The sequence below is a fragment of the Reyranella sp. genome (assembly GCF_965227665.1).
Lineage (GTDB): Bacteria > Pseudomonadota > Alphaproteobacteria > Reyranellales > Reyranellaceae > Reyranella.
In genome coordinates this window covers 572675-588389 of record NZ_OZ245767.1, presented here as the reverse complement: position 1 = coordinate 588389, position 15715 = coordinate 572675, and the positions used below count along the sequence as shown (strand labels likewise).

At 66.4% G+C, this 15715-nt stretch carries 18 protein-coding genes; 4 read left to right on the top strand and 14 right to left on the bottom strand.

What is annotated here, in order from left to right; genetic code table 11:
- Genes ACO07I_RS02880 through mdcA form a run of 3 tightly spaced genes read right to left on the bottom strand, consistent with a single transcriptional unit; the run spans position 1 to position 2860 of the window.
- Positions 1 to 879 (bottom strand): biotin-independent malonate decarboxylase subunit beta, encoded by an 879-nt coding sequence (locus ACO07I_RS02880; protein ID WP_422014117.1) that lies wholly within the window; start codon positions 877 to 879, stop codon positions 1 to 3.
- Positions 876 to 1199 carry a malonate decarboxylase acyl carrier protein gene (locus tag ACO07I_RS02875; protein WP_422014115.1) on the bottom strand — a complete coding sequence of 108 codons (324 nt, stop codon included), beginning with the start codon at positions 1197 to 1199 and terminating at the stop codon, positions 876 to 878. Before ACO07I_RS02875 ends, ACO07I_RS02880 begins: the two co-directional genes overlap by 4 nt.
- A gap of 11 nt (positions 1200 to 1210) precedes the next feature.
- Positions 1211 to 2860 carry a malonate decarboxylase subunit alpha gene (gene mdcA, locus ACO07I_RS02870; protein WP_422014113.1) on the bottom strand — a complete coding sequence of 550 codons (1650 nt, stop codon included), beginning with the start codon at positions 2858 to 2860 and terminating at the stop codon, positions 1211 to 1213.
- Between the two features lie 109 nt (positions 2861 to 2969).
- On the opposite strand from mdcA, the gene ACO07I_RS02865 reads away from it, so the two are divergent.
- Both ACO07I_RS02865 and ACO07I_RS02860 read left to right on the top strand, forming a co-directional pair.
- Positions 2970 to 3299 (top strand): DHCW motif cupin fold protein, encoded by a 330-nt coding sequence (locus ACO07I_RS02865; RefSeq protein ID WP_422014111.1) that lies wholly within the window; start codon positions 2970 to 2972, stop codon positions 3297 to 3299.
- A gap of 1 nt (position 3300) precedes the next feature.
- A complete protein-coding gene (locus ACO07I_RS02860; protein ID WP_422014109.1) occupies positions 3301 to 4194 on the top strand; it encodes an NAD(P)-dependent oxidoreductase in 894 nt (297 codons plus the stop codon).
- Between the two features lie 2 nt (positions 4195 to 4196).
- On the opposite strand, the gene ACO07I_RS02855 is transcribed toward ACO07I_RS02860, so the two are convergent.
- The 5 genes from ACO07I_RS02855 to ACO07I_RS02835 all read right to left on the bottom strand — a co-directional run bounded on the left by ACO07I_RS02855 (position 4197) and on the right by ACO07I_RS02835 (position 8116).
- Positions 4197 to 4427: a hypothetical protein gene (locus ACO07I_RS02855; RefSeq protein WP_422014107.1), complete on the bottom strand. Its 231-nt coding sequence runs from the start codon at positions 4425 to 4427 to the stop codon at positions 4197 to 4199.
- Positions 4428 to 4524: 97 nt separating this feature from the next.
- Positions 4525 to 5559 carry a sensor histidine kinase gene (locus tag ACO07I_RS02850; protein ID WP_422014105.1) on the bottom strand — a complete coding sequence of 345 codons (1035 nt, stop codon included), beginning with the start codon at positions 5557 to 5559 and terminating at the stop codon, positions 4525 to 4527.
- A gap of 2 nt (positions 5560 to 5561) precedes the next feature.
- Positions 5562 to 6002 (bottom strand): response regulator, encoded by a 441-nt coding sequence (locus tag ACO07I_RS02845; RefSeq protein WP_422014103.1) that lies wholly within the window; start codon positions 6000 to 6002, stop codon positions 5562 to 5564.
- Between the two features lie 9 nt (positions 6003 to 6011).
- Positions 6012 to 7490 carry a sensor histidine kinase gene (locus tag ACO07I_RS02840; protein WP_422014101.1) on the bottom strand — a complete coding sequence of 493 codons (1479 nt, stop codon included), beginning with the start codon at positions 7488 to 7490 and terminating at the stop codon, positions 6012 to 6014.
- Positions 7491 to 7591: 101 nt separating this feature from the next.
- Positions 7592 to 8116, bottom strand: a complete 525-nt coding sequence (locus ACO07I_RS02835) for a hypothetical protein (protein ID WP_422014099.1) — start codon at positions 8114 to 8116, stop codon at positions 7592 to 7594.
- Here ACO07I_RS02835 and ACO07I_RS02830 point away from each other — a divergent pair.
- Positions 8084 to 9610, top strand: a complete 1527-nt coding sequence (locus tag ACO07I_RS02830; RefSeq protein WP_422014097.1) for a M81 family metallopeptidase — start codon at positions 8084 to 8086, stop codon at positions 9608 to 9610. The genes ACO07I_RS02835 and ACO07I_RS02830 overlap by 33 nt on opposite strands.
- Before the next feature lie 3 nt (positions 9611 to 9613).
- On the opposite strand, the gene ACO07I_RS02825 is transcribed toward ACO07I_RS02830, so the two are convergent.
- Genes ACO07I_RS02825 through hisI form a run of 3 tightly spaced genes read right to left on the bottom strand, consistent with a single transcriptional unit; the run spans position 9614 to position 11685 of the window.
- The gene (locus tag ACO07I_RS02825) at positions 9614 to 10786 is read right to left on the bottom strand and encodes an MFS transporter (protein WP_422014095.1); all 1173 of its coding nucleotides are present in this window, start codon (positions 10784 to 10786) and stop codon (positions 9614 to 9616) included.
- A 15-nt stretch (positions 10787 to 10801) separates the two neighbouring features.
- A complete protein-coding gene (locus ACO07I_RS02820; protein WP_422014093.1) occupies positions 10802 to 11275 on the bottom strand; it encodes a hypothetical protein in 474 nt (157 codons plus the stop codon).
- Complete coding sequence (gene hisI, locus ACO07I_RS02815) at positions 11272 to 11685, bottom strand: phosphoribosyl-AMP cyclohydrolase (RefSeq protein WP_422014091.1); 414 nt, start codon at positions 11683 to 11685, stop codon at positions 11272 to 11274. Before hisI ends, ACO07I_RS02820 begins: the two co-directional genes overlap by 4 nt.
- 92 nt (positions 11686 to 11777) lie before the next feature.
- Here hisI and ACO07I_RS02810 point away from each other — a divergent pair, with 92 nt between their 5' ends.
- Complete coding sequence (locus ACO07I_RS02810; RefSeq protein WP_422014089.1) at positions 11778 to 12266, top strand: Fur family transcriptional regulator; 489 nt, start codon at positions 11778 to 11780, stop codon at positions 12264 to 12266.
- A 177-nt stretch (positions 12267 to 12443) separates the two neighbouring features.
- On the opposite strand, the gene metC is transcribed toward ACO07I_RS02810, so the two are convergent.
- The 3 genes from metC to ACO07I_RS02795 all read right to left on the bottom strand — a co-directional run bounded on the left by metC (position 12444) and on the right by ACO07I_RS02795 (position 15711).
- A complete protein-coding gene (gene metC / locus ACO07I_RS02805; protein WP_422014087.1) occupies positions 12444 to 13640 on the bottom strand; it encodes a cystathionine beta-lyase in 1197 nt (398 codons plus the stop codon).
- Positions 13641 to 14140: 500 nt separating this feature from the next.
- On the bottom strand, positions 14141 to 14998 hold the full coding sequence (gene sseA / locus ACO07I_RS02800) for a 3-mercaptopyruvate sulfurtransferase (protein WP_422014085.1): 858 nt from the start codon (positions 14996 to 14998) through the stop codon (positions 14141 to 14143).
- An 11-nt stretch (positions 14999 to 15009) separates the two neighbouring features.
- Positions 15010 to 15711, bottom strand: a complete 702-nt coding sequence (locus ACO07I_RS02795) for an alanyl-tRNA editing protein (RefSeq protein ID WP_422014083.1) — start codon at positions 15709 to 15711, stop codon at positions 15010 to 15012.
- Positions 15712 to 15715 lie beyond the last annotated feature (4 nt).

Here is a 15715-nt window from a genome sequence, read left to right as displayed (position 1 = left end):
CTACTTCCCACGCTTGGCGAGGGCGACGAATTCCGGCCCGGAGGCCAGCGACGCAGCTTCGATGTTCCGAACGCCCATGCCCTTCCAAACGGCGTCGGGATCGGTCGCCGCGCCGAACTTCTTCAGCCGCTTCTCCAGTTCCTTCTGGCGCGCCTTCAGGGAGGCGAGGCTGACGGCGCTCGACTTCCCGAGGAGCTTGGAAATGCCGTCCCGCACCGCGTCGGCCGTGTCATGGACCAGCGCATCGGCATCGCCCAGCAGGTACTTGGTCTTGCCGCCGCTCGTCTTCCAGACCAGGGCGCGATTGGCCGAGTCGTAGGCCTTCTTGCCCATCCACTTCTCGATCACGATCGGGCCGGAGATGCCGAGGCGCCCATGCTCGGTCATGACGCGGAAGTCACAGCAGGTCGACAGGATGCCGATACCGCCATAGGCCCCGATATCGGTGGCGATGACGGCGATGGTCGGTACCTTCAGGGCGCGGCATTCGAAGATCGCGCGCATCGTCTCGGCGATGGCAATCTCTCCGGACGAGCCTTCGTGCAGGCGCACGCCGCCGCTCTCGACGATCAGCACGCAGGGCACCTTGTCTCGCGCCGCGGCCTTGAAAAGCCCGGTGAGCTTGGCGCCGTGGATCTCGCCGACGGCGCCGCCGACGAACTGGCCGACCTGGGCCGCGAGGTAGACCTTCCTGCCGCCGATCTTGGCGTGGCCGATCACGAGACCGTCGTCGAACGAGACCGGGATGCCGAGCTGCGCAAGGTAGGGGCTGGTGAGCCGTTCCGGCGGCGGCAGCAGCTCGTCGAAGGAGCCTTTGTCGGCAAGGGAAGCGATGCGCTGGCGCGCGGTCAGCTCGTGGAAAAGAGGTGCGCCGGTCATTTGTCGCCCTTGGTGAGATGGTCGTAGGCTTGGCGCAGGCGCAGATTGACGAGTACGGGCGGGGCACCCTGGTCGTTGATCGTGACCTTCGTCCCGCCGGCCGGATAGTGGTGGGCGAAGTCGGCGAGGGCCGCGAGCCAGGACGCCTTGTAGCCGGGGATCGAGGTTTCGACGTGGCACTCCATCGCGTCGGAGGGCTTGCCGCCACGCTCCATCAGGACTTCGAGATTGCCCGAGCCGACGACGCCCGCGAGAGACCATGGCTTGGCGGTCTTCGCGCCGAGCGGCTTGGACGGGAAGGACTTGGCGAACTTTTCCATGGTGCTGGGTCCTACCAGTCGACGAATTGCGAGGGCGGGTCGTAGAGCCCGTTGGACCAGCGCACCAGGCCCTTGATGTCCTGCGTAGCGAGCAGGCTGCGGCTCGCCTCGGACGGTCGGACGCCGACATCCTCGGGCAGCTGGACGATACCACGGGCGCGAAGATCCTCGGTCTCGCGCTTCTTGCGCTTGAGGCCGACCGGCGTGTAGCCGGCGACCGCGCGGATGGCCGCCTGGCGCTCGGCGACCGAGCGGCAGGCCGCGAGGTTGGCGATGCCTTCCTCGGTGACGATGTGGGTCACGTCGTCGCCATAGATCATCACGGGCGTGACGCCGTGCAGCGCCTTGCGGATGCTCGGGTCCGTCGCGTCGAGTTCCTCGACGAAGGTCGGCACGCGACCGGCCTGGAAGGTCTCGACCATCTGCACGACGAGCTTGCGGCCGGGCGGCGAGCCCGGTCCGGGATTGGCTTCGGCGCCGGCCTTGAGCCACGCCTTCGTCGGATGGCGGCGGCCGGTCGGCTGGCAGCCCATGTTGGGCGCACCGCCGAAGCCGGTGATGCGGTTCTTGGAGACGGTGGAGGAGTTGCCGTTGATGTCGATCTGCAGCGAGGCGCCGATGAACATGTCGATGGCATAGTGGCCGGCGAGCTGGCCCATGGCGCGATTGGAGTGGAAGCTGCCGTCGCGTCCAGTGAAGAACACGTCGGAGCGCGCCGCGGTGTAACGCTCCATGCCAACCTCGCCGCCGACCGCGAAGACGCTCTCGACCCAGCCGGACTCGATCGCGGGGATCATCGTCGGCAGCGGATTGACCATCCAGTACTTGCAGATCTTGCCCTTGAGGCCGAGCCGCTCGCCGTAGGTCGGCAGCAGCAGCTCGATGGCGGCGGTGTTGAAGCCGACGCCATGGTTCAGCGACTGGACCTCGTACTTCTCGTAGATGCCGCGCAGGGCCACCATCGCCATCAGCACCTGGACGTCGGTGATGGCGGCCGGGTCGCGCGTGAACAGCGCCTGCAGGTGCATCGGGTAGGGGGCCTGCACCACGAAGTCGACCTGGTCGGCCGGGATGTCGATGCGCGGCAGCTTGTCGACGATCTCGTTGACCTGGGCGAACACGATGCCGTCGGAGAAGGCGGTCGGTTCGACGATCGCCGGCGTCTCCTCGGTGTTGGCGGCGAGGAAAAGGTTGCCCTTGCGATCGGCCTGGGCGGCGGCGATCAGCGCCACGCGCGGGGTGAGGTCGATGTAATAGCGCGCATACAGCTCGTTGTAGGTATGGATCGCGCCGACCGGGAACTTCTTGGCCTTCACCAGATCGGCGACGGCGGTCCCCTGCGGGCCGGCGTAGCAGAAGTCGACCTGCTTGATCATGCCCTTCTTGAAGAGCTCGATATGGGCCGGCAGGGTGATGCAGGACATCACCAGATGGATGTCGCGCAGATCCTTCTTGTCGAGCGTCGCGAGCTGGTTGGCGAGGAAATCGGCCTGTTTCTGATTGTCGCCCTCGAGGCACAGAATGTCGCCAGGCTCGATGATGCGGCGCAACACCTCGGGCACCTTGTCCGGGCTCACGAACTTGCCGCGCGCCAGCTTGCCGACACGCTCGATACGCTTGGCCTTGTTCTGGCGGCGCAGCGTCGATTTTGCAGTGATCATGTTGACGTTTTCGTCTATCCCTTACGGGCGGTCAATGCCGACAGGGAAGGCGCTGTTCGCTATCCTGTCGCACGATCAATCGCACTTACTGAAGCGTGGTAGAGCAAGCATGTTGATGTTCGAGATACCCTTCGGGACCACCGACTGGGAAACCGTCGAGCGCACGGAGCATCCGGGCGAGACCGGCAAGGCGTTCTGGCGGACCAAAACGTTCAACAACATCCGCGTGCGAATCGTCGAATACACGCCCGGCTACCTCGCCGATCACTGGTGCCAGAAGGGCCACATCCTGCTCGTGCTCGAGGGTGAACTGTCGACCGAGCTGGCGGATGGCCGCACGGTCACGCTGAAGCAGGGCCAGAGCTATCAGGTGGCCGACAACACGCTTGGCCATCGGTCGAGCACGCAAACCGGCGCCAAACTCTTCATCGTGGACTGACATGACGGACATGATCGGATTCATCGGCGTCGGCACCATGGGCGAGCCCATGTGCCGCAATCTTGCACGCAAGAGCGGCATGACCGTGCTTGCTGCCGATCGCGACACGGCGCCTCTCGAGAGGCTGGCGGCCGACGGCGTGAAGGCGGCCTCGGTCGACGAGATCGGGGAAAGCTGCCGCACGATCTTCCTGTCGCTGCCGGGCGGCAGGGAGGTCGAGGAAGTCTGCATGGGGCCCGGCGGCCTCACCTCGAAGGCCAAGCTCGGCTGGACTGTGGTCGATCTCAGCACCGCCCCGCCGATCCTGGCGCGACGCCTCTACGAGGAGTTCCAGGGCAAGGCCTCGGCCTTCGCCGATGCCCCGGTCGCGCGCACGCGACAGGCGGCGATCGACGGAACGCTCTCCATCATGGTCGGCGCGACGACGCCGACCTTCGAGCGCATCGCGCCGCTGCTGCGCCACATGGCGAGCGAGGTCACACATTGCGGCGATGTCGGTGCGGGCCAGACGGTCAAGATCCTGAACAACATGATCTTGTTCCAGACCGTGGTGGCGCTGGCCGAAGGGCTTTCGATCGCCCGCGCCAACGGCGTCGATGGCAAGGTCCTGTTCGAGACGCTGACCAAGGGCTCGGCCGATTCCTTCGCACTGCGCAATCACGGCATGAAGGCGTTGCTGACCGGAGTCTTTCCGGAGCGCGCCTTCTCGACGAAATATGCTCTGAAGGATCTGAGCTACGCGATCGACATGGCGGAGCAGGCGGGCGTGCCGGCCCTCGGCGCCGATGTGGCGCGCGAGGTGATGGAGCGCGCCGTCGAACTGGGACATGGCGAGGAATACTGGCCGGTCCTGCTCAAGGCCATCGAGGACGCGACCGGCAAAGGCGACGCCTGACGCTACCCGGCTTCCCGGTATCCCTTCGCCTGCATGCAGGCGGTTGCGAGCCGGGATTCCTCATAGGACTTGAAGGTCTCGACGCGCTGCTGCCATTCGAGATAGCCGACCTGGCGGCCGCCGTTCCAGCCCAGCGGGTAAGGGTAGGGGAAGCTGAACGAGTAGAGACGCTCGATGGCGGCCTTGGCCTCCTGTTGGCAGGAAGCCAGTTCGGTCGCGGCTTCGGCTTGCATGGCGCCGGGCTTCTGCCACGGGCCAGGGCTGCTGCAGCCCACCATGGCAAACAGGATGAACGGAAGGGCGGCTCGCAACCGCGCTGAACGCGCTGGCCTACAGCCTGAAGCGCAGGCTGGCACGCGTGCCTTCGACACCGGTGTCGTACTCGACCTTGGACTGGAGGTTGGCGGCCATCGCGGTGACGACACGCGTTCCGAGGCCGGTGCCCTGCGCCGAGCCGGTGCCCTTCCAGCCGACGCCATCGTCTTCGACGGCGAGCGAGACGGTGTCTTCGCCGATCCTCTGGAGGATCACCCGGATCTCGCCGCGCATGGCGGCGGGGTAGGCGTATTTGTAGGCGTTGGTCAGCAGTTCGGTGACGATCACGCCGATCGACACCGCCTTGTCGGTGGGCACGCGGATGTCGGCGTCGGCATGCAGGACCACGGTGTTCTTCTTGTCGGCGGCGTCGATGGCGGCGCTCAATTCGTCGATCAGGCTCATCAGGTAGGAGCCGAGTTCGACGATGCGCACGTCGGATGAAGTGTAGAGGCGTCGATGGATGCCCGCGACCGCCATGATGCGCGCCTGCATCTCCAGCAGGGCGCTGCGTGCCGATTCGTCCTGCACGGCGTTGGCCTGCAGCCGGGCGAGCGACGCGACCAGCGCCAGCGAGTTGGCAACGCGGTGATTGACCTCGTGCAACAGCAATTCGGCACGATCGCGGGCCTCGCGGATCGTGCGCTGGGCCTCCTCGGCCTCGGCCCTCAGCCGCTGCTGCTGCAGGGCAGACCGAATGGCCGAGCCCAGCAGCTCGCGGAAGTGGCCCTGCACATCCTTCCAGACATAGTCGGCGGCGCCGGCCTTCAGCGCCGCGACGGCGACGCGCGCATCCTCGGACCCCGTCACATAGACCACCGGCAGGTCGACGGTGACGCGCTGGATCTTGGCCAGCACGTCGAGGCCCGTCTCGTTTGTCAGGTTGTGATCGAGTGCGATGGCATCGAACTTCTCGCTGGCCAGGAGCGCGAGCCCTTCGTCACCCGAGCCGACATGGCGGATCCCGATGCCGTGCGGCGCCAGCGCGCGTTCCACCAGCCTGCCGATACCCGCGTCGTCGTCGATGTAGAGGACCCTGACCTGTTCCATCGTCAGTCGGTTGCCGGAACCTGCATCACGGACAGGAAAAGTCCGAGTTGCTGGATGGCGTTGGCGAAGCTCTCATAGTTGACGGGCTTGGTGATGTAGACGTTGGCGCCGAGGTCGTAGCAGCGCTTGATCTCGCGCTGGTCGTCGGTCGTCGTGAGGACGATGACCGGCGAGCGCTTGAGATGCGTATTCGATTTGACCTTCGCCAGGATATCGACGCCGGTCATGTCGGGCAGATTGAGGTCGAGCAGGATCAGGAGCGAGCGCGCGCTGCTTTCCTCGCCGCTTCCGTCGGCACCGAACAGGTACGCCAGTGCCGAGGTCCCGTCCTTGAAGGCGACGATCTCATTGTTGACGCCGGCGCGGCGGATGTTCCGCTCGATCAGCCGGGCATGGCCTTCGTCGTCTTCGACCATGACGATGGAAACGGGCTTTGCGTTCATTCGCAGCCTCTACCTTGTCGTTGAGTTTTCGTTGAGCCGGAGCCGCCGCGGCAAATCTATCCGAAAGGTCGTACCGCGACCAAGTTCGGACTGCACGGTAATATCGCCGCCCAGCCGACGAACCAGGGCACGCACATGCGCCAAGCCGATTCCCTCGCCGGGCCGGTCCTGGGCCCCGGCGCGCCGGAACAGTTCGAAAATGCGCTCGTGATCCTGCTCGGCAATGCCGCGGCCATTGTCCGTGATGTCAATGTGCACGCGTCGGGCCGTTTCGCCGGTCGTGATCACGATGCGCCCCGGCCGGTCGCGTGCCAGATACTTCACCGCATTGTCCACGACGTTGCCGATGACCTGCTCCATGGCCAGTCGATCGGTCACGAGGGCCGGGGCGGATGAAGGGACGGCGATCTCGGCACCGACTTCTTCGGTTTGATGTCGAACGCTGGCGGCGGCGTTCTTGAACAAGGCCACGAGATCGACAGACTCCGCCCGCAGCTCTCGCCGCCCTTCGCGGGAGAGTTTGAGGATGGCGTTGATCAGCCCGTCCATCTTGCCGGTCGAGGCCCGTATGAAGCGCAGCGCCTCGGGAATGTCCTCCTCCGTGGCCAGCCGCGCCTTGCTGGCAAGGGTGGCATCGCCCGCCACGTAGGGACCGACCGACTTCATGGCGGCTTCCAGCTCGCTGGTGAAGCCCATGATGTTGACCAGCGGCGAACGCAGGTCGTGGCTCACGATGTAGGCGAAGCGCTGGATCTCGTCGTTGGCGCGGGTCAGGGCCTCGGTGCGTTCCGCCACACGCTCCTCGAGACCGACGTTGAGGGCCTGCAGTTCGGACCGCGCGGCCACCAGGTCCCGCGTGTACTGAACAACCGTCCAGGACGCGCCGGCGGCGAACAGAACGATCAGGAGACTGCCCGCCGCGGTCACCCAGGTGAGAAGCTCCGCGCCGTCGGTCACGGCCTCCAGACGGGCGGCCACCCTGCCTTCCGCAGTCGAGATCAGGTGAGCCAGCTGGGTCCGCGCCTTCTCCATCAGCAGGCGCCCACGATCCGACAGGACGGTCTGGATCGCGGCGTCCCGCTGGCCCGCCTTTGCCTGTTCAATGGTCTCCGTCAGCTCCGCCATCTTGGCATCGAGCACCTCGGAGAGTTCGTTGACCGCGGCCAGCTGGGCGGGGTCTCTGGCGACGAGCTCCCGCAGGGTGCCGATGTCTCGCCGCAGTCGCGGCTGGGCCCGCTCGAAGGGATTGAGATAGCGCGCTTCGCCCGTCAGCAGATAGCCGCGCTGACCCGTCTCGGCGTCGATGGTCGCCGCCAGGAGATTGGTGGTGAGAGCGCGTATGTCGCGCTCCACCACGGCCTCTTCGGCGTGCTGGGCCGTGCGAACGGAGAGCCAGGCCGAAACGGCGACGATCGCCAGGAGCGCAAGAACGCCGGCGGCGAGAAAGGCGATCGTGCGGCGGGCGAACGATGAAGCGAACAAGGGCATGGAGGGCTGGGGGACTCGCAGATGCAAAACCGGATACCTGCGGGCCTTCAGGTATTTGACAGGATAATACGGAAAGGAAGTTGCACGTCCATCTGCAACGTTCAGCGCTGGTCGATGTCCCCATCGCTCAGCAAACCCGCGCCAAGCGCGGCCTCCATCGCGGTGTCGAGATCGAAGACACGCTGGGTGGCAAATCCCGGATAGCGATCCGTCGGCTCGGCATTGCCGAGCGCGACGAGGGCATCGGCGTCGCCCTGCATCTCGAAACCACACAGAATCTCGGGGAATCCAGCCGCCCTGGAAACCGTGAGGGCAAAGCCGCCTTTCGACGAGGCCATGCGGCCGATGACGCGATGAAGGAGATCGCGAAGACCGCGAAGCCGGCGGCTCCCGATCTCATCGGCACCCACGTCGACCGCCACCGCGACGACGAGATGACCTTGCGGAAAATTCTTGAGGAAGGCTGGCCAGGACATGCTGCGCATGGCGGCACAACGCCGGGGTTCCGCAATCGCTGCCTCGAGGTCGCGTTTGCAAGCGCGATCGATGATAGGGTGCGGGAATTGAATGTGGACCCGTCGGGGAGACTTGGAATGGCGCGGATCGCGGTTGGTGGCTTTCAGCATGAGACGAACACGTTTGCGCCTCAGCAGGCGACCTGGGAGGAGTTCGTTCGCGCCGATGCCTGGCCGCCGCTGCTGCGCGGTCCGGAAATGATCGCCGGGGTCGAAGGCTTCAACATCCCGATCGCGGGCGCCGTCAGGAAACTGACGGAACTGGGCCACGAGATCGTGCCGCTGGCCTGGGCGGCGGCAGCGCCGGCCTCCTACGTGACCGAGGACGCCTTCGAGAAGATGTGGGCGCTGTTCGACGAGGACCTGAAGAAGCACGGACCGTTCGATGCGATCTATCTCGACCTGCACGGGGCCATGGTCGCCGAGAATACCGAGGACGGCGAGGGCGAGCTGCTGCGCCGCATCCGCGGCCTCGTGGGCGACGCGCTCCCGATCGTCGCCAGCCTCGACTACCACGCCAACCTGACGCCCGAGATGGCGACGCTTGCCACGGCGCTGGTCGGCTATCGCACCTACCCGCATATCGACATGGCGGTCACCGGCAGCCGTGCGATCGAACTCCTCGACAAGCTGCTGCGCGAGAAGCGGCCGGTCTATCGCGCCTATCGCCAGCTCGACTTCCTGATCCCGCTGGTCTGGCAGTGCACCTTCATCGAGCCGGCCAAGGCCATCTTCGACCTGGTGGGCGAGCTTGAGGCCGGCGAGAAGAGCCACAATCAGGGAATCGTCAGCGTGACGCATACGCCGGGCTTCCCGCCGGCCGACATCGCCCAGTGCGGCCCGGCGCTGGTCGTCTACGGCCACGACAAGGAAGCGGTCGAGGCGGCGGCTGACAAGCTGGCCGCCACAGTCAAGGCGCAGGAGAAGGCGTTCGACGGCGAACTGCTCGATCCCGACCAGGCCGCGCTTCGAGCCCTCGAGCTGTCGAAGAACGCCACCAAGCCGATCGTGCTGGCCGACGTGCAGGACAATCCCGGCGCGGGCGGCACTTCCGACACGATCGGGCTGCTGTCGGCCCTGATGCGCCATAAGGCAAAGGGGGCCGTGATCGGCATGATCGTCGATGAAGGCGCGGCCAAGGCGGCGGTCGAGGCAGGCGAGGGCAACGTGATGCGCCGCGGTATCGGCGCCGTCGTGGGCTATGGCGGCGAGAAGCCGGTCGAAGCCGACTGGCGCGTGGTCAAGCTGAGCGACGGCGTCTTCACCGGCACCGGCCCGTTCTATGGCGGCGCCAAGTTCCAGATCGGGCCGATGGCGCTGCTGACGGACGAGGCGTCGGGCGTCTCGGCCGTAATCGCCAGCAAGCGGGTGCAGGCCGCCGATCAGGAGATGTTCCGCGCCGTCGGCGTCGAGCCGTCTGACGTGCCGATCCTGGCGCTGAAGTCGACGGTCCATTTCCGCGCCGACTTCCAGCCGATCGCCGAAACGATCCTGGTCGTGCGCTCGACCGGCGCCCACATCACCGATCCGGTCGATATGCCCTACAAGAACCTGCGCAAGGGCATCAGGCTGAAGCCCATGGGACCGGTCTGGCAGGGCGCCTGAGCGTCAATCGTCGGCGAAGGCCGGCCGCAGCGCCCAGACCATCGGCAACGTCGTCAGCGCGACGCAGGCGACGGCGATAAGCGCCGTCGTGAGGCCGACGACGTCGCCGAACAGGCCGAACAGCAGCGGACCCGTCGCGCCGGCGACGGAGCCGCCGGTGTAGAAGACGGCGAAGGCCTTGGTGCGTCGTTCCGGGCTCACGAATTCGGGGATGGTGCCGTAGAGAACGGACGAGGTGCCGTTCAGCACCAGGCCCACGGCGGGCAGCAGCAGCAGCGCGACCTCGAGCGAGAGCGGCAGGGCGGCGAGGATGAGCAGGGTCGTGGCAGCTTCGCTGAGCAGGACCGACGGCACGACGCCCAGCTTCTGGCCGACCCAGCCCATGACCAGCTTGCCGGCGGCGCCGCCCGCAAACATCAGCGACAGGCCAAGGCCGATGGTCGGCAGGTCCGCGCCCTTGTCGCGCAGCAGGAACGGCAGAAAGATCAGGAAGCCGGTCCGCACAAGGTCGTCGGCGATGTGGATCGAGAACAGGAGCCAGTAGGCCCAGGGCCGGTCCTGTCCGGCGACAGCCTTCGACGGTTCCGCCGTGCCGTGCATCACGATGGGCTTCAGTGAGGCAAGGATGATGCCCGCGCCAAGGACGGCAAGGGCGGCCATGACGACCAGCGCCTGCTGCCACCCGAGCGAGGCCGCGATCAGCGCGAAGAGCGCCGGCAACAGGACCTTCCCGACATCGCCGGTGAAATTGTAGGTGCCGAGCGCCGTGCGGGAACGCGGGCCGTGATAGGCGGCGGCGACCAGGCTGGAGCCGATGGGATGCTGCGTGCTGGCGCCCAGCCCGGCGAGGAGCAGCCCGGCGATGACGCCGTAGAGCGAGCCGCTGAGGCCCGCGAGGCAATAGCCGGCGGCGATCAGCATCGTGCCGGTGGCCAGGATTCGGACACCGCCGAAGCGTTCGGCCAGGTGGCCCGACGGGATCTGGCCGGTGGCCATGGCGCCCGAGTAGCAGGTCTTGAGTGCGCCGATGGCGCCGTAGCTCAAGGCGAACTGCGACTGCAGCAGCGGGTAGAGGACGTTCAGGAGATCGGTGAATCCGTCGTGCAGGGCATGCGCGCCGCCGCAGACGGTGAGGGTGCGGCGGGCGGTGGAGGGAGCCGAGACGGTGATTGTCATCTCACCGTCACAATACTAGCGACCCGGTATCCGGTCGAACCAAAAGGCGGTCTGCTGCTGGAAATCCCGCTCCGCGAACGCGGTGTCCGCGATCACCGTCGGCTTGCCGTTGCGCGCGTAGCGCACGCTCACCAGTCGCTTGAAGGCCGTATCGGCGGAATGAAGGATCAGCACGTCGCCCTGGCGGCGCTGGAAGACGAACTCGTGATACTGGCGGATATTCACCAGGTTCACGACGTAGCGGCCGTCGGGCCCGTCGTCGGCCAGCTGGCGCACCGGAATGTCACGGCCCTGATTGGTGATGCCCATGAGCGTAAAGGCCTCGGGCGCCGTCATGTTGTCCCGGCCGGTCCGCTGGATCAGCGCGACCAGACGGTCGCCGCGCGGCGAGAGCGTGTGCCGGGGCGAGGGCGTCGTGGCGCAGGCGGCCAGCGGCAGGAGGGTGGCTGAGAGAAGGAAGCCGCGGCGCGTCGATGCGAGAGTGCTCAAGCCTTTTCCTTCTCCATGTCGATTTCGATGGGGGCGATTTCCGCGAGCACGCCGCCGCGCACCGCTCGGAAGAAGCAGTTGTGACGGCCGGTGTGGCAGGCGACGCCGGTCTGGTCGACGAGCGCCAGCAGCGTGTCGCCGTCGCAGTCGACGCGTAGCTCCACCAGTGTCTGGATATGGCCTGACGTGTCGCCCTTGCGCCACGGGCCCTTGCGCGAACGCGACCAGTAGCACGCACGGCCCGTGCGCATCGTCTCGGCCACGGCGTCGCGATCCATCCAGGCCATCATCAGCACCTCGCCGGTGTCGTGCTGCTGGGCGATCGCCGGCACCAGCCCCTGCGCATCAAATTTGATGACGGAGAGGGCGGCGTCGATTTCGGGTTGCTGGTAGGTCGTTGGGGTCGTCATTGGGGCTCCATTGGGCACAGGGGCGAGCCTTGGCCTCCGGAAGGAACGGCGCGTATAATCGCCACCTCCTCGGTTGGCAAATCGGAAGTCCCTTGAAGAAACCAGCCAAAGCGGCGCCCACCGGGCATGCCCACGATCACGAGCACTGCGTCGAGGACGCGATCGCCGCGGCGGAGAAACTGTGTGCCGCCAAGGACCTGCGCTTCACGCCGCTGCGCCGCCGGGTGCTGGAACTCGTCTGGTCGAGTCACAAGCCGGTCGGCGCCTACGCGCTGCTCGACAGCCTGCGCAACGAGGATCTGGGCTCGGCGCCGCCCACCGTCTACCGCGCGCTCGACTTCCTGATCGAGAACGGCCTGATCCATCGCATCGAGCGCATGAACGCCTTCGTCGGCTGCAGCCATCCGGGCGAGGCCCATCGCGGCTTCTTCCTGATCTGCAGCGAGTGCGGCAACGCCGAGGAGATCGAGGGCGACGGCCTGTCCGACGCCATCTCCGCCAGCGCCACCCGCCGCGGCTTCACCGCGCGCGACATGACGTTGGAAGTGACGGGCGTCTGCGGCGAGTGCCGGGGCGGCTAGAGGTTTCGAACTCGAAGATCACCGCACGACCTGATCCTGGGGAGACGCGCGCAGTGCGTCGTCTCGAAGGATGGGCACAGACGTGGTGCTGGTGCCCGTGCTTCGAGACGGCTGATGCGCAGCCTCCTCAGCATGAGGTTTGGGAGTGTAACGCCTGAGCTAACCGCGGTGCCTGAATCAGGCGTTGTGCGCGCGGTTGAGGCGCTCAAAGCCTTCGGCCAGGTCCGTCTTCAGGTCCTCGACGTCTTCGAGGCCGATGTGGACGCGCAGGAGCTGCTTGCCCTCGGGCCACGGCACGGCGGTGCGGTACTGGTCGGGGTGGGCCGGGATCATCAGGCTCTCGTAGCCGCCCCAGCTCGCGCCCATGCCGAAGATGTCCATGCCGTCGAGCATGGCCGCCACCGCGGGGCGCTTGATGCCGTCGCGCAGCGTGAAGGAGAACAGGCCCGACGAGCCCTGGAACTGCTTCTTCCAGTTCTCGTGACCGGGGCAGTCGGGCAGGGCGGGGTGCAGCACCTTGTCGACCTCGGGCCGGGTCTTCAGCCAGTTCGCGATCTCGAGGCCGCTCTTCTCATGGTGGCGCAGGCGCACGCCCATGGTGCGCAGGCCGCGCAACGCAAGGTAGCAGTCGTCGGGCGCGGCGTGGAAGCCGAAGGACTGGCAGGCCGTTTTCGCGATCTCGAACATCTCGCGTGTGGCGCAGGAGATGATGCCCATCATCGCGTCCGAGTGGCCGACGATGTACTTGGTGCCGGCGTGGATGGAGATGTCGCAGCCATGGTCGAACGGCTTGAAGTAGAGCGGCGTCGCCCAGGTATTGTCGATCATCACGGTCGCGCCGGCCTTCTTGGCGACCGCGGCCATGCCGTCGACGTCCTGGACCTCGAAGGTCTGCGAGCCCGGCGCCTCGAGATAGAGGACCTTGGTATTCGGCCGCATCAGCTTGGCGATACCCTCGGCGCCGATCATCGGGTCGAAGTAGGTGGTCTCGACGCCGAAGCCCTTCAGCGTCGTGTTGGCGAAGCGGCGCGCCGGACCGTAGGCATTGTCGGTCACCAGCATGTGGTCGCCGGTCTTCAGGAAGCCCACGATGGCGCCGGTGACGGCGGCCAGGCCCGACTGCACGGCGATGGAACGATGTGCGCCCTCGATGGCGGCGACGGCGTCTTCCAGCGCCTTCTGCGTCGGCGTGCCGTTGCGGCCGTAGCCGAAGCCCTCGAATGGAATCCGGTTCTCGAACTTGTCCATCGTCGGCGAGAGGATCGTCGAGGCGTGATAGACGGGCGGATTGACGATGCCGAAGTTGTTGTCCGGGTCGCGGCCCGAGACGGCCAAAACGGTGTCGGGGCGGGTATAAGTTTTCTTCGAGGTCATGATTCGATTATGGCACAGGCTGCGCGCTGGCGGCCAGCATTAGACCTTCGGCAGCAGCGTGGGTTAGCCGTTACTCAGGTGCAAAAGACTGAAGCCGGGGTTCACCAAGAGTGCCCGCGTGTCCGCCGACCCTGGTCTCCCATAAGGTCACGTCAACACCCACCTTTCCGTCTTTGGCGAATACGTTGACCTCGCACCATTGGTGATCGCCGAAAGGCATGAGAACCCGGTCGTCCGGAAAAAGCGACGCCCCTCGGAAGGGGCCCAGCCGGTCCCTTCCGACCGCCTCGCGTGCCTTCGGATCGGCAACGAGGACGGTTCGATGCTCCGACCCAGGGCGATTGATCGACAGAATCCGCATCGCGCTGAAGAAGATGTTCACACCGTGTGCCGTTCGCTCGACACGGTCGATTGTACATAGGTTGGTTGCGGCACCGGGCGTTGCAGTGACTGCGATCAGGCCCACGAGGGCAGCGCAGCAGATGCACCGCATGCTGCAGTCAGGGTCCGGTGACGATGGGCGTGTCGGTCCGTCCGCCCCATTCCGTCCACGAGCCGTCATAGACCGCGGCTTCGGGAGAGCCGGTGAGATAGAGGGCCAGCGCGATGACACAGGCGGTGACGCCGGAGCCGCAACTCGCGGTCACCTTCTTCGACGGATCGATGCCGGAGGCGGCGATGCGGGCCGCCAGCTTGTCGGCCGGCAGCATCGTGCCGGTCGCGGGATCGAGCAGCTCGTTATAGGGGAGGTTGAAGGCACCCGGCATGTGGCCGCCGCGCAGGCCGGCGCGCGGCTCGGGCACCTCGCCGCGGAAGCGGTTGGCGGCGCGGGCGTCGACGATCTGCTCGCGCTTGCTGTCGATCAGGCTCAGCACGTCGTCCACCGAGCGGACCAGCGAATTGTTGAGGCGCGACGTGAAGTGGCGCTCGCGGGGCGGCGTCGGATCGTCGGTGACGGGATGGCCCTCGCTCATCCACTTCGGCAGGCCGCCGTTCAGGACCGACACGTCCTTGTAGCCCATCGCGCGGAACATCCACCACACGCGGCAGGCGCCGGTCATCGGCGTGGTGTCGTAGATCACGATCTTGTTGCCGTCGCCCAGCCCCAGCTTGCGGACGCGGGCGGAGAACTTCTCCGGCGGCGGCAGCATGTGCGGCAGCGGACTCGTCGTGTCGGCGATCTCGTCGATGTCGAAGAACACCGCGCCCGGAATGTGCTGATGGACGAACTCGGTCTTGGGATCGCGCTTCTGCGCCGGCAGGTAGAACGAGCCGTCGACGACGCGCACGTCCGGGGCGTCGAGGCGGGCGGCGAGCCAGTCGGTGCTGACGAGGGCGTCGGGCCTTGCGTAGTCCATCGTGATTTCTCCTAAGCCAGCGCGATGATGAAGCGCCGGTTCATCTTTCCCTTGTTCTCGACCTTGATGCATTCGACGCGGCCGATCTCGCCGCTGCGGGCGACGTGGGTGCCGCCGCAGGCCTGCAGGTCGACACCCTCGATCGACAGGAGGCGGACGCGGCCCGCGCCCATCGGCGGCCGAACGCTCATCGTCTTCACGAGCTCGGGGCGTGAGGTCAGCTCCTCGTCGGTAACCCATTGCTGCGTCACCGGACGGTCGAGGGCGATCAGCTTGTTGACCTCCTCGGTCACCCATTCCTTCGTCGGCACCTCGCCCTCGAGGTTGAAGTCGAGGCGACTCTTGTCGACGCCGACCTGGCCGCCGGTGACGTTGCCCTTGATGACGGCCGACATCACGTGCAGTGCCGTATGCATGCGCATGTGCAGATGCCGGCGCTCCCAATCGAGCACCGTGTGAACCTTCGTCCCGACCTCTGGGCGCGGCGCGTCGGGGGCGAGCACGTGCAGCACGTCGCCGCCGTCGGCCTTCACCGAGTCGACGATCCTGGCTTCGCCGCCGTCCCAGCGCAGCAGGCCGGTGTCGCCGGGTTGACCGCCACCCGTCGGATAGAAGATCGAGCGGTCCAGCCGCACGCCGCGCTCCTCGACGGCAGTCACGGTGGCGTCGGCTTCCTTGATGTAGGCGTCCTGCCTGAAGAGTTCTTCGACCATGACC